Below are 12,989 nucleotides of genomic sequence, written 5' to 3'. Positions count from 1 at the left end.
AACAAGCAATACTTTTCATAACAAGCCTTTAAACAAGCATCCCGAATCTACCAACAAGGGAAGATTCGGGAGCTTGAAATTATATCAGAAAATACTAATGATTAGTATCCTGGGTTTTGCGTCAAACCAACACCAGCGTTGATCTGGTTCTGAGGAATAGGGAAGACATTTCTGAAAGGCTCAGAAGCTGGCTTCTCCCACCAAGTACCGTTGTACTTACCGAAGCGAATCAAGTCTGTACGACGAGAAGCTTCCTGGAACATTTCCCGGCCACGCTCCGCAAGGAATTCGTCACCAGTCAAGTTGCCAGCATAAGCAGCAACACCCGCACGAGCACGAAGTACGTTTACATCGGCCTCTGCTTGCGTCCAGTCACCTGCCTGACGAGCTTTTGCTTCGCCACGAACTAGGTACAAGTCACCCAAACGAACGATAGGGTAGTCATTGTCCATGTCAGAACGGCCAAACTGCTTGTAGCTAAACTTACCAGGACGAGCACCTGCTTCACGCTGTGAGTTAGGCTGAAGCTCGTTGATACGAGGCGAGTAGTTCAACTGGATGTCATCATCATCAGATGCATAATCCAGAATTGCAGAACCACCAAAATCCAGCTGGGGACCAACGATGAAGTTGTTTGCTTTACGCTTATCACCGTCTTCGTAAGAGTTGTAGAACTCTTCCAGGGTAGCGTAACCATTCCAAGGCTGCTCATTGAAGTTCCAGGTGAACTGGCTAGAGTAGTGCAGGTTCATCTGTGAGAAGTTCATACCACCACCAGTAGCTTCATCATAAAGTACAGAGAAGATATGCTCAGGGTTGCCCGAGTTGTTAGGAGCAAACACCGCTGCGTATCCTTCCAACATATCAGGGTCGCTGGCTACACCTCTACGCTTTCCAAGGTTGGTCACGGCACAACCTTCGCCACATAGTTGGTAAACACCACTGTCAATAACGTAAGAAGCAGCAATTTCTGCTTTGTCCCACATAGGTGTTCCAGTGTATACCTCTGCATTCAGGTAAAGCTTAGCCAAGATACCCAAAGCACCGTAGCGGTTCATCGTATAAGCAGAACCGCCATCAGCCAATGGGCTGTTGCTCAGGTCCATGCCAGCCGATACGGCAGGAATACCTAGTGCTGCAAGCAGCTCACTTTCTACAAAGTTGAACACTTCTTGACGCGTAGCTTGAGGTGGATCAGGATTGGTGTCCGTAACCAACTTCACCCGACCGTAAAGGTCAAGTAAACGCCAGTAGAAATAAGCACGTACGGCTCTCGCTTGTGCCGTTTCTTCAGCAGTCAATACACCAGAACCTATTCTGTCATTAGCAGTACCGATGGCATTGTAGGTCTGTGTCCAGGTTCCATTAATGAAATCGTGCGTAGGCTGGAAGGTGTGCTGGTGCAGCTGAATCAGGATGCCACCGTCAAACCAGTCACCACCTTTTGCAGCAATCACCATTTCGTCAGTAGGAAGCTCCTGCACAGAGTAGTAGCCACCATGGTTCGCAGTACCGGCATTTCTCAACTCGGCATACACCGCAGTAAGATTACCGCCACCACCACCACCAGTGCCTAGGTCAATACCATCGACACTAATGTCTTCGGTAATATCTCCTACCAACTCTTCTTCCAAGTCAGTACAAGCTACCATAGAAATGGCAAGCCCGGAGATCAGAAAATATTTAAGAAATTTGTTATTCATAATCAACACTTTTTGTCTTCTTTAAAAATTAAGATTCACTCCTAAGGTAAAGGTCCGAGACGAGAAATAGTTGTAACGGCGATCAATACCAGGGCTCAATACGTCAGGGTTGTTGAAGTCAACAACTCCTCCGTTATCAGCAGAACCGTAATCCACCAGTGATGGTTCAGGATCTGTTCCCGTATAGTTAGAAATGATGAACAGGTTTTGACCTGTAAGTGAAAGCGTCAGACCATCAATAGACTTGCTGTTAGAAAGGTCGAAACGCTTAGTGATGGTCAAGTTATCCAACTTGATAAAGTCAGCTTTCTCAACATAAAGTGAGCTGAACTGTGCAGAAGTCAAACCAGGAACACGCAAGTCGGTATTTACATAGTTGTAAGAAGACTGCGTAGAAATTACTGGCTCGTAGAAAGCACGGAAAGTGTTCACCAGGCTGTGACCAACGGCTCCACGGAAGAAAGCATTTACCGACCAAGAACCAAAAGCTACTTGGTTGGACCAGCCAAATTCCAGGTCAGGGATACCGTTACCTAATACTTCAAAGTCAGCATCTGGGCTCAAAGCATCATTCTGATTGGTCACTAGTACGCCGTCACCGTTCACATCAACGAAGTCAGGAGCACCATTTTCATTTACACCAGCGAAAACAGGACCCCAAATCTGACCAATTTCCTGGCCTTCAGCAACGAGGATCAGGTTGGTACCGTTCTGACCAGGAGCACCAAGGTTAGCACGTGTTTCCGCAGGAATTACGTACTCTTCCAAAGTCGTCTTGTAGGTGCTTAAAACAACACCAGTTGTCCAGCTTACTTTTTCGCTCTTCACAACATCGTAACCCAAGGTCAATTCTGCACCTTTGGTATTCAATTTACCAGCATTCTCGAAACGGCGATCTACACCAAAGACAGCTGCATCAACTGTTCTTTCCAGAATGAAGTCAGAAATGTCACGGTTGTAAACATCAACAGTAGCATTGAAACGCCCCATGGTAAATTCCACACCAAGGTTCAACTCCGCTTTCTCTTCCCACTTCAGGTCAGGGTTGGCGGCACGAATCAATTCTGTTGAAACACTACCATTGTCACCATTTACAATCTGGCGAATTGGCTGAGACAAACCGTTGTTGGTTGGTAGAGATCCGGTTACACCGTATCCTACACGCAATTTCAGTTGATCTACTCTGTTCAACGCCAAGTAGTTGTTCAAGTCAACACCTACACCAACAGCAGGGAAAATACCCCAACGGTTGTCTGCACCAAGCTTGGTAGATCCCTCACGACGAACAGATGCGTTTACGAAAATCGCATTGTCAAAGGTCAAGTTAGCTCTACCGAAGAAAGCGATGATTTTCTCAGAAGGAGAAGCATCACTGTTAGCGTTGATGAAACCAGCATTCTGCAAATCCTGAGAAGCCTCAACGATATTAGCGAAATCGCGTGAACCGTCTGGGAAGTCACCAAGTTCCAGGAAGTTAGAGTTGAAGTTATTCTCCTGGTAAGAATATCCAGCAGTGAAGCGGAAATCTGTGCTACCAAAATTATCTACGTAAGTACCGTAACCTTCGTAAAGGTTGAAGCTTCTGATTTCGTCATAGAATTTAGCCAGACCTTTGCGAAGAGGGCTGGTTGCATTTCCACGGAACAAAGAAGTGGTTGGGTAGTACTCCGTGTTCTTCAAGGTGCTGTTTTGCTGAGCAATACGACCAGCAATCTCAAAGTTGTCAGTCACTTGCAAAGCTACACGACCACCGTAAGTGAACTCGGTACGCTCACCCTGGTTGCGGTTTTGCTCAATGATAGAAACAGGGTTGAAACTGTCGAACAAACCTAGGGTCTCAAAGAAACCACCAAACTGATCAGCAGCAAATGGGAAAGGAGAATCCTTACCTAAAACTGGAGCAGTAGGGTTGTACAATACAGCGTAACGAAGTGCTTCGTTGAAACCGTAATCAGAGCTACGATCCGTGTAAGAAGAATTGAAATCAATCGTTACACGGTCATTCAAGGTTTTGGTAGAGAAATTCAAACGAGCGTTAAACTGCTCGAAGCCAGAATTCTTAAGGATACCATCTACATTACGGTAGTTACCAGAAATACGGTAGTTGGTATTACCAGCACCACCAGAAGCAGCCAAGCTGTGTACATTGCTAATACCCGTACGCGTTACCTCGTCGGTCCAGTTGGTGCTAGAACCAAGGTCAGTACCACCAGTAGCAATAAACTGCTGAGCGTCCATTACTGGAACACTATTGAAAGCAGAAGAAGCACCCGCTTGACCATTGTAGGTGAAGTTTACTTTGCTAGCGTTTTTGTTACCAGAACGAGTGGTTACCAGGATTACCCCAGAAGAACCACGAGAACCGTAGATAGCAGACGCAGAACCGTCCTTCAAAACACTAATGCTTTCGATATCGTTAGGGTCAACATTGTCTAATGATGCACCAATGATACCATCCACTACTACCAGTGGCTCGGTGTTGGCTCCTACGGTAGAGATACCGCGCAAACGGATAACACTCTGGCTGTTGGGGTTACCACCACGGTTGTAAACCTGTAGACCTGCTACTTTACCCTGCAAAAGTTGAGCAGGGTCAGTAATTGGACCACGGTTAAATTCATCCGCCCCTACAGATGTAACTGCTGAGGTGATTTCTTTCTCTTTCTGAGAACCGTAGCCAATTACGACTACTTCGTCCAAGAGTTCTCCGGCAGACATCTTGACATCAATAACCGAACGGCCATTAATATCAATAACTTGAGATGCATATCCGGTGTAAGAAAGTTCTAACTGCTTGGAATCAGCTGGAACATTTAGAGAATAAGTACCGTCAAAATCTGTAACGGTACCGGTAGCTGTTCCCACAACTAAGATGTTGGCACCAATTAATGGTTCACCACTCTCAGCGTCGGTAACTGTACCCGTGATGGTTTGAGCTACTGCGAAATTGCAAAATGCAACTGCTAGCAGTAACAACATCCACCGCGATACTTTGTCGACTTTAAGCTTCATACACTACTTTGGTTTAATTTAAAAAAACAATTACCATGAAAATAGTAGAGAACACCATTACACCGTTGTAACAGCGTACAATAGGAACGGCTCTCTACAAGCTCTTTTTTTATTGGTCTCTTGGGTAGTCGAGGGATTAAGAAGTACTTACCTAAACAGCACTGTTGCACAACACTAATGTTACAGGGTGTTTGGTGTTATATCTACACTAACTGGCGTAAAAGTCAGAATAAAGTACGAAATAACCAAGGATACTAAAAAAGATTTTCCCCTTAACCTGGCAAACAAAATTATATTACGAATTACAACAAGCTTCCCTCCCTAAACGCTACCTTACTTGGCAACGCTGCCTGGCGTTTTTTTTCTCGTTGATTAAACGAAGCTTTCCGTAATTTTTCCGACATTACCGTACCATGGCTATAAAGGTACCTCTAAAAAAAAGGCTCCCAAGTATCCAAATCACCTTACTATGCGTCTGAAATTACTGTTATTCACCTGCGTGTTGCTGTGTGCTTTACGTACCAACGCACAGCAAGAACTGATCTCTATCCCTAGAGGAAGTGGGAAGGTGGAAATTCCTTTTGAATACGTCAATAACTTTATTGTTGTCCGGATTGTCTTCAACAAAATCTTCCCCCTGAAATTTATTTTTGACACTGGCGCAGAGAATACCATCCTTACCCGCAAGGAAATCACCGATCTCCTGATGGTCGATTACCAGCGGGAAATCAGCATCTTCGGTTCCGACTTAACAACCGAACTTAAGGCTTACGTAGCACCAGGTATTTCCCTGGAGTTTGGCGAACACCTTCAGATTTCTAGCCAGGCCATTCTGGTCATGAAAGAAGACTATTTTCGTTTTGAAGAATATGCCGGTATTGAGGTGCACGGTATATTGGGAGCTGATATCTTAAGGCGTTTCGTTATCCACATTGATTACCGTCGTCAAAAAATAATTTTCCAGGATCCCAGTAAGTTTTCACCGGCAAGCGTTAGGAATTATCGCAATATCCCCGTTGAATTCAGCCGCCATAAGCCTTATTTCAACCTTCCAGCCAGTATCCGGGCCGATCAGTCCAGTGAGGTAAAATTATTGATGGATACCGGCGCCAGTTTAGCCCTGTTGCTTTATACGCATTCAGACAGCCTGTTGCAGTTGCCTCCCGAGCTCATTCGTACGACCATAGGGCATGGTATTGGCGGCACCATTGATGGCTATGTAGGAAGAACGGCCAAAATCAAGATAGATGAGATGGAACTCAATAATGTGGTTACCAATTTCCATGATGTTGCTGAACAATACGTCATTGACAGTACCTTTCTCAACAACCGAAATGGCATCATGGGCAACGTCATCTTGCAGCGTTTCAATATTGTAATTGATTACGTCAGAGAAGACGTTTACCTAAAACCCAACAAAAATTTCTCCCAGACTTTCAAATTTGATCGCAGCGGCATGAGTATCATCGCTACTGGAGACAACCTCAATAAATTTGTGGTGCTCAATATTGTCAAAGACAGCCCTGCCTTTGAAGCAGATATTCGCAAGGGCGATGAAATCAAAGTCCTCAACGGGGTACCTGCTAATTTACGTGGATTGGAAAACATCCTGCGTTTTCTACAAAAGAAACCTGGCAAAAAGGTTCGTCTGCTGATTAAACGAGGGGAGGAAAAAATACGAAAAGAGCTCAGGCTCAGAGATTTGATTTAGGGGCTCGCTAAACAGCCTCCTGGGTCATCACATCGCTCCATTCCCATAGTTCATGGGCCAGTTCAGGATCGCGAGCAAGCTCGGAGGGCTTGCGACAACATTGGCGTTCATCAAAATATCGCCCGGTAACACCGCGCACTTCCGGGCTCAGCGCCAAATACAATGGCGTTCGTGCCCCGCAGCGGGTAGAGCGCATAAATGGCTTGTACAAACTCCATAGTAAGGAAAAAAACCAACGGGTGCCTTTATTGGCAATCCGGGTACGTATCACGCCAGGATGGAGGCAATTGCTTTCAATTTCCGGGTAGCGACGCGCCAACTCGCGGGTAAAAAGCACATTGGCCAATTTGCTCCGAGCGTAGGCCTCCAGGCCATTGTAGTTTTCAGGCCCACCGTCGCCCGTCAGGGTTTCGAAATCCAGCTTACCGTGAAAGTGAGCTACTGAGGCTAAATTCACGATTCGCCCAGCCGGAGCTGCTTTCAACAAAGGAATCAATAGGTTGGTAAGCAAAAAGTGCCCTAAATGATTGACGGCAAACTGCAACTCTATGCCCTCTTCTGAAAACTGTAACTCATTGGTAAAAACCCCGGCGTTGTTAATTAAGACGTCGAGTTTACCATAACGACTGATAAAAGTATCAGCAGCAGCTCTAACCGTTTCCAAGTTTGCCAAATCACAGTACAACCAATGAATCTCTTCATTGCCCGTACGGTACTTGAGCGTAGCCACAGCGGATGCTAACTTTACCGTCGACCGGCCTGCTATAATGACCCTATGGCCCCGCTCAAGGAGTACTTGAGCAGTAGCACGGCCAATGCCGTCGTTGCCTCCAGTGATTAAAATCGTTTGTTGTTGCATGAAGAAGTGAAGTGGTTAGGCGCTTCTGTTTCTATAACAACAAAACCCCGGAAAATAGTTGTGTTTATTTTACCTTTGGCAAGTCTAAATTATTCTTCCGAGGAAAAACATTTCTACCTATGTCGCATAAATTGCTGTTTACCCTGTGCTTAATTGCTGTTGTTTTAGCGAGTACAACGCTTTCAAGTCAATCAACAGATGCGGCTTTGCGGGCCAAAGCTCAAATGCTGGCAGAGCGGTACATTATTACTGATGGTCACGTAGACCTCCCCTATCGCCTGCGCATCCAAAATTTTCGTCCCACCAAAGAATACCTGGGCATTCCCATCAGCACCCCCGATGGTGATTTTGATTACGAACGCGCAAAAAAAGGGGGCCTGGATGCTCCTTTCATGTCGATCTATATTCCTGCATCTTACCAAACCGAAGGTGGTGCTAAGGAGTTTGCGGATTCCCTGATTGATATGGTAAGTGCTATTGCCGTGGCGCATCCCGACAAGTTTGTGTTGGCCAATAGCCCTGCTGATGTTAAAGAAGCCTTTGCCGCCGGAAAGATCGCTCTCCCTATGGGTATGGAAAATGGTGCCCCCATTGAAGACGACCTCTCCAATGTGGCCTATTTCCGCCAGCGCGGTATTGATTACGTAACACTCACCCACTCCAAAGACAATTTGATTTGCGACAGCAGCTACGATACCACACGCACCTGGAACGGTCTTAGTCCATTTGGTCGAGAGGTCGTAGCAGAGATGAACAGGGTAGGTATCATGGTAGACATCAGCCACGTGAGTGACAGTACTTTCTGGCAAGTCATGGCGATTTCTAAAGCCCCTTGCATTGCCAGCCATAGTTCCGCAAGGAAATTCACCCCCGGCTTCGAACGCAACATGAATGACGATATGATTAAAGCCCTCGCTCAAAATGGTGGCGTCATTCAGATCAACTTTGGCAGTACTTTTCTCGACGGTGAAGTAGCCGCTCAGCGGGATAGCCTGAGGGCCTTGCTGCAAAATATTTTGGCCGAAAAAGAGTTATCTTTCCGCGACGAAGCTGCGGAGCCTATTATTGAAAAATTCCAGCAAGAACATCCTGCCTTGTTCGCTGATGTTGAAACAGTGGCCAATCATATTGACCATGTGGTAGCACTTAGTGGTGTCGACCACGTCGCTTTTGGCAGTGATTTTGATGGCGTTGGCGACAGTTTACCAACTGGCCTTAAGGACGTAAGTATGTACCCCAACCTCATCATGGAACTTCTCAAGAGAGGCTATCAGGAAGATGAAATTGCCAAGATTTGTTATGGCAACGTATTCCGGGTTTGGCGCCAGGTAGCATTGGTTGCAGAATCACTAAATTAACCTAGTATTAGAGCTAAAATAAGGTGCGCCAATTTGTTTTAAGGTTTAGTAAGAAAAAGAACACAACCTCCATATTGTCGGTTGCTTATCTTTTTTCACTAAACCCAAATTGGATCACCTTATTTTTGTACGCTCACATTCACACATCTCTATCATTAACTATTCCTAAACATGAGAAAACAAATTCTTCTTTTCAGCACGGCTATCCTATTCATCAGCTTATTTAGCACTCCCCTAAAAGCACAATGGACGGAAGCAAAACTACAAACTTTGTATAGCAACTTCCTGGACGGTAAAGGCTATACCAACAGCATTGACAGCGACGGCGATGTACAATTCAAATACAATGACCGGACATTCTTTATCGAAGTCAATGAAGATGACACCGAGTTTTTTCGCGTAGTTTTGGCCAATATTTGGCCCATTGAAAGCGTATCCGAAGGCCTTCAAGTAGTACAAGCCTGTGACGAAGTAAACCGAACCATGAAGTGTACCAAAGCCTACACTACTAATGACGACGTATGGATAGCGGTAGAATTATTTGTAGGCCGACCAGATGCCTTCAAAGATGTTTTCGAACGCTGCTTATCGGCCATTGAGCTGGGTGTCACCACTTTCGTTGACGAAATGTAAATTCCTGCTTGATGCTGAGGTATACCCTGAGAAGGCTGATATTATTGATCCCTACCCTACTCGTCGTTTCGCTACTGGCATTTGGGCTCAATCAGTGTACACCGGGTGACCCCATCGCTCAAAGGTTGCCACCGCCACAAGATGGTGTTCAATCTTACGAGAATTACCTCAATGCCTACCTTCGGTTGGCAAAAGAAGAAGGGCTGGATCTGCCCTTCTTCTATTTTAGTCTACACACAGCTGCCTATCCCGACACCCTGCATCGGATACTTCCCCTAGCCGACCAGGCCAATGTTCGTCGCCTCATTGGGCAATTTCCCAACGACTGGCCCCTTACACAAGCCTATTTCCAGCAACTACGCACTTTGCGCATCCTCTTTAATCGAACGGATCTTTCCCATCACAGCGACGCGCTCATTGAAGCGCGTCGTGTATTGGAAAACCTTGGTTATCAATACCAAGTACCCAACATTAAGGCGAGTTTAGCAAGCTTGGAAGAACAAGTCAGGCTAGATACGACCCTCGCCCGAATGGGAGCACAAGAAGTGAACCAACTAATAACGAACTTCCATGCGCTGGAGGCTGCGCCCGCTTCGTGGAAGCGATATTTGCCAGCATTCCAATGGAATGGCAGTAAGAATCAGTACCATACCTGGCTGTGGAAGATCATCAATGGTGATTTGGGCGTAAGCACAATTACTTCTCAGGATGTCGCCGAGAAAATTAGTGCCGCTATTTCCTGGACTTTGAGGCTCAACCTGAGTGCTATATTGATTGCTTACCTACTGGCCATTCCACTAGGCGTGTACGCTGCGCTTAAAGCTGGCACTGGTTTTGAACGCCGCCTGAACATCGGCCTGTTTTTCCTCTATGCCTTGCCTAGCTTTTGGGTAGCCACCTTGTTAAGTCAGTTCCTTACAAGCCCCGAATGGCTAAATTTATTCCCCAGTATGGGTGTTGGAGAAATTAATCCTGAAGCCAGCTGGATAGAAGGCCTGGGAGTTCGGGTACATCACTTCTTTCTTCCTGTTTTTTGTATGGTATATGGTACCCTGGCCTACGTAACCCGACAGGTAAGGGCCTCTATGGTTCGTATCTTACAATCGGATTTTATCCGCACCGCCCGGGCCAAAGGACTTTCACAAAGGCAAGTACTGTGGAAACACGCCTTTCCCAATGCTTTATTTCCACTCATCACCATGTTTGGCAGCTTACTGCCCCGGGCGATTGCCGGAGCCATTATCATTGAACAAATTTTCAACATTCCGGGAGTAGGCTTGCTGACCATTAATTCTATTACGAGCAAAGACTGGCCCATTGTTTATGCGCTTCTGCTGTTGACCTCCATTTTGACGATCGTAGGCATCCTTTTGGCCGACCTTCTCTATGCCTGGGCCGACCCCCGGGTGCAGCTCCACCAACAAAACCAGGAAGTACATGTTTAGCTCGGTAAAAAGATTGCAACGACAGTTGCTGCGCCGAATCAGTCGCCGCCGTTCCTGGCGCTGGGCCAAGAGAGGATTGTATTTCTTTGTACTCATAGCGGTATTTGCTAATATCCTCGCCAACGACAAACCCTACTTCTGCAAATACAACGACCAATGGCATGCTCCCTTATTCCGGGCCATAGCCGTTGATTTGGGCATCAGCCAGTGGCCCGCCGGCCAGGCGAACCTGCGCTGGAATGAACTCAATCTAGAAGGAGATTTCTGGCCACCAGTGCCTTATGGGCCTAACCAAATCGACTTGTACAACAACCGTTACACGAGTCCTCTTGGTGCGCAAAAAGTCAAAAGCTTACGCTACCGTCATTGGTTGGGTACCGACCACCAAGGCCGAGATGTGTTGTCTGGAATGATCTGGGGTACCCGCATAGCCTTGATGATTGGCATTTTATCGATGCTCTTGGCCTGTATCATTGGTATCCCTCTGGGTAGCTTGGCTGGCTATTTTGGTAATACGGGGCTTCGTATCAAGCGTTCCCAGGCTTGGGGTCTGCTATTTGGCTTACTATTGGGCTTGTATTGGGGATTTTTGGTACGCCGCCCCTTGTTGGATACCGACCAGGAGATCCCTTATTTTGCCGGTGGTTTGTTTTTCACCGCCTTGGCTTCACTCCTAGGCAGTTGGTTGGGCGGAAAGCTGGTTACGACCCATAAACAAGTCACACTCCCGATAGACATGCTGGTCATGCGCGCCATAGAAACCATCAATTCCATTCCTGCTTTGCTCCTGTTGTTGGCTATTGTAGCCATTGTTCCCAAACCCAGCACGCTGGCTATCATCGTGATACTTGGATTGCTCAGCTGGTCGGGGATTGCCCGTTTTGTGAGGGGCGAGATGCTACAAATCCGATCATTGGAGTACATTCAGGCCGCCAAGGTCTTGGGCGCGTCTCCGATGCGTAGTCTCTGGCGGCACGCGCTACCCAATGCCTTAGGCCCCGTATACGTAGCACTTTCCTTTGGTATTGCAGGTGCAATTCTCGTTGAAGCCAGCCTATCCTTTTTAGGCATCGGTATGCCCGCCGATGTGGCCAGTTGGGGCAAACTACTGCGCTTTGCACGTTCGGCGCCCAATGCCTGGTGGCTGGCCGTATTTCCTGGCATGGCTATTTTCCTTACGGTCACCATTTTTAATCTGTTGGGAGAGGCGGTGAGTGAGGAAGGTTAGAGTGTAAGGGTTGGGTGGGTGTAAAAGTGTAAACGTCGTTTGACCTTTGGCATCACCTTACCTTCAGTCTGGACGTAAGCTATTAGCGTAACCCTTCAGGCAAAACACTTCCGATGTTAGAAGGGAACGGCGTCCAGAAAATGCTACTAAAACTTTTACACCCTTACACTTTTATAACGCTTACACCTTTACCCCTTTCTACGCATCTTTTTAGGAAAAAGCTCACTTGATCCTTTTCGATTAGAGAGGTTACCGTTGCGCTTGGTTTTCACTTTGGTGGTTTCATAGGCAGGGCAACCAGATTTGCGGCTACAGCTTTGGAGGGAACTGGTTCCCGCAATGAGCAAAATGGCCAAAAACAGATACAATAGACGTTTCATAAAATTATTTTCACTGATTATTCCTTGCGAAGGAAGTGCTGCTAAAACGCAAATCAGCCGTAAAAAAGTACGAGTAAAGCCCAAAAGTATACGCAAAAGGATTATAAGCCAAAAAAAAGCACCCTTAACTTCCACTTTTTTCAAGAAAATAAGGGCTTTGGGGTTGTGTAATTCAAACGTAAGCTTAAATTTGCCTCCACAATTTTCCTAAACCAAAACTATTATTAATGAATAAGGGAGATTTGATTAGCAAGATCGCTGACTCAGCGAGCATTACCAAAGGACAAGCAGAAGACGCTCTGAATGCCGTATTAGACGGAATCACCGAGGCCCTCAAGAATGACGACTCTGTAACTTTGATCGGGTTTGGCACCTTTAGCGTAAGCCACCGTGCTGCACGTTCTGGCCGTAACCCACAAACGGGTGAAACTATCCAGATCGGCGCTAAGAGCTTAGCTAAGTTCAAAGCTGGTAAGAAACTAACGGACGCCCTGAACTAATTCAGCTGGTTCGTTTTATAACTAAAAGGGCAACTCAGGAAACTGGGTTGCCCTTTTGTTTTGGCTTCGGAAAAACACATACTTATTTTAGTTCCTAAACTAACTTTATTTTTCTCAGCCAAATCTTTGCAGTAACTTCGTTCCATCTGATCCGCCGTAG

Annotated in this window: 10 protein-coding genes; 6 read left to right on the top strand and 4 right to left on the bottom strand. The window is 46.3% G+C overall.

Annotation, left to right across the window (positions count from 1 at the left end; all coding sequences use genetic code 11):
- Positions 1 to 101 precede the first annotated feature (101 nt).
- Together AB0L18_RS14975 and AB0L18_RS14970 are read right to left on the bottom strand one after the other, a co-directional pair.
- Positions 102 to 1,703, bottom strand: a complete 1,602-nt coding sequence (locus AB0L18_RS14975) for a RagB/SusD family nutrient uptake outer membrane protein (protein ID WP_367388114.1) — start codon at positions 1,701 to 1,703, stop codon at positions 102 to 104.
- 21 nt (positions 1,704 to 1,724) lie between these two features.
- Entirely contained in the window at positions 1,725 to 4,715 is a 2,991-nt protein-coding gene (locus AB0L18_RS14970) for a SusC/RagA family TonB-linked outer membrane protein (protein WP_367388113.1), read from the bottom strand.
- 469 nt (positions 4,716 to 5,184) lie between these two features.
- Here AB0L18_RS14970 and AB0L18_RS14965 point away from each other — a divergent pair, with 469 nt between their 5' ends.
- The gene (locus AB0L18_RS14965) at positions 5,185 to 6,426 is read left to right on the top strand and encodes an aspartyl protease family protein (protein WP_367388112.1); all 1,242 of its coding nucleotides are present in this window, start codon (positions 5,185 to 5,187) and stop codon (positions 6,424 to 6,426) included.
- Between the two features lie 7 nt (positions 6,427 to 6,433).
- On the opposite strand, the gene AB0L18_RS14960 is transcribed toward AB0L18_RS14965, so the two are convergent.
- A complete protein-coding gene (locus AB0L18_RS14960) occupies positions 6,434 to 7,285 on the bottom strand; it encodes an SDR family oxidoreductase (protein ID WP_367388111.1) in 852 nt (283 codons plus the stop codon).
- A 119-nt stretch (positions 7,286 to 7,404) separates the two neighbouring features.
- Here AB0L18_RS14960 and AB0L18_RS14955 point away from each other — a divergent pair, with 119 nt between their 5' ends.
- From AB0L18_RS14955 to AB0L18_RS14940, 4 genes are all read left to right on the top strand, one after another.
- On the top strand, positions 7,405 to 8,643 hold the full coding sequence (locus tag AB0L18_RS14955) for a dipeptidase (RefSeq protein WP_367388110.1): 1,239 nt from the start codon (positions 7,405 to 7,407) through the stop codon (positions 8,641 to 8,643).
- Positions 8,644 to 8,814: 171 nt separating this feature from the next.
- Positions 8,815 to 9,276 carry a YbjN domain-containing protein gene (locus AB0L18_RS14950; RefSeq protein WP_367388109.1) on the top strand — a complete coding sequence of 154 codons (462 nt, stop codon included), beginning with the start codon at positions 8,815 to 8,817 and terminating at the stop codon, positions 9,274 to 9,276.
- 11 nt (positions 9,277 to 9,287) lie between these two features.
- Positions 9,288 to 10,721 carry an ABC transporter permease gene (locus AB0L18_RS14945; protein ID WP_367388108.1) on the top strand — a complete coding sequence of 478 codons (1,434 nt, stop codon included), beginning with the start codon at positions 9,288 to 9,290 and terminating at the stop codon, positions 10,719 to 10,721.
- Positions 10,714 to 11,949, top strand: coding sequence for an ABC transporter permease (locus AB0L18_RS14940; protein ID WP_367388107.1), 1,236 nt, complete (start codon positions 10,714 to 10,716; stop codon positions 11,947 to 11,949). The genes AB0L18_RS14945 and AB0L18_RS14940 overlap by 8 nt, the downstream gene beginning before the upstream one ends.
- A 188-nt stretch (positions 11,950 to 12,137) precedes the next feature.
- On the opposite strand, the gene AB0L18_RS14935 is transcribed toward AB0L18_RS14940, so the two are convergent.
- Entirely contained in the window at positions 12,138 to 12,329 is a 192-nt protein-coding gene (locus tag AB0L18_RS14935; RefSeq protein ID WP_367388106.1) for a hypothetical protein, read from the bottom strand.
- A gap of 227 nt (positions 12,330 to 12,556) precedes the next feature.
- On the opposite strand from AB0L18_RS14935, the gene AB0L18_RS14930 reads away from it, so the two are divergent.
- A complete protein-coding gene (locus AB0L18_RS14930) occupies positions 12,557 to 12,829 on the top strand; it encodes an HU family DNA-binding protein (RefSeq protein WP_367388105.1) in 273 nt (90 codons plus the stop codon).
- The last annotated feature ends 160 nt before the right edge of the window (positions 12,830 to 12,989 follow it).

Origin of the sequence: Lewinella sp. LCG006 (genome assembly GCF_040784935.1) — a bacterium.
In the GTDB taxonomy this organism is placed as follows: Bacteria; Bacteroidota; Bacteroidia; order Chitinophagales; family Saprospiraceae; genus Lewinella.
This window is presented reverse-complemented; position numbering and strand designations above follow the sequence as displayed.

Bases quoted from the DNA above. Each gene is read 5' to 3' on its own strand.
- AB0L18_RS14975 (WP_367388114.1), bottom strand. From the start codon at position 1,703: ATGAATAACAAATTTCTTAAATATTTTCTGATCTCCGGGCTTGCCATT.
- AB0L18_RS14970 (WP_367388113.1), bottom strand. From the start codon at position 4,715: ATGAAGCTTAAAGTCGACAAAGTATCGCGGTGGATGTTGTTACTGCTA.
- AB0L18_RS14965 (WP_367388112.1), top strand. From the start codon at position 5,185: ATGCGTCTGAAATTACTGTTATTCACCTGCGTGTTGCTGTGTGCTTTA.
- AB0L18_RS14960 (WP_367388111.1), bottom strand. From the start codon at position 7,285: ATGCAACAACAAACGATTTTAATCACTGGAGGCAACGACGGCATTGGC.
- AB0L18_RS14955 (WP_367388110.1), top strand. From the start codon at position 7,405: ATGTCGCATAAATTGCTGTTTACCCTGTGCTTAATTGCTGTTGTTTTA.
- AB0L18_RS14950 (WP_367388109.1), top strand. From the start codon at position 8,815: ATGAGAAAACAAATTCTTCTTTTCAGCACGGCTATCCTATTCATCAGC.
- AB0L18_RS14945 (WP_367388108.1), top strand. From the start codon at position 9,288: ATGCTGAGGTATACCCTGAGAAGGCTGATATTATTGATCCCTACCCTA.
- AB0L18_RS14940 (WP_367388107.1), top strand. From the start codon at position 10,714: ATGTTTAGCTCGGTAAAAAGATTGCAACGACAGTTGCTGCGCCGAATC.
- AB0L18_RS14935 (WP_367388106.1), bottom strand. From the start codon at position 12,329: ATGAAACGTCTATTGTATCTGTTTTTGGCCATTTTGCTCATTGCGGGA.
- AB0L18_RS14930 (WP_367388105.1), top strand. From the start codon at position 12,557: ATGAATAAGGGAGATTTGATTAGCAAGATCGCTGACTCAGCGAGCATT.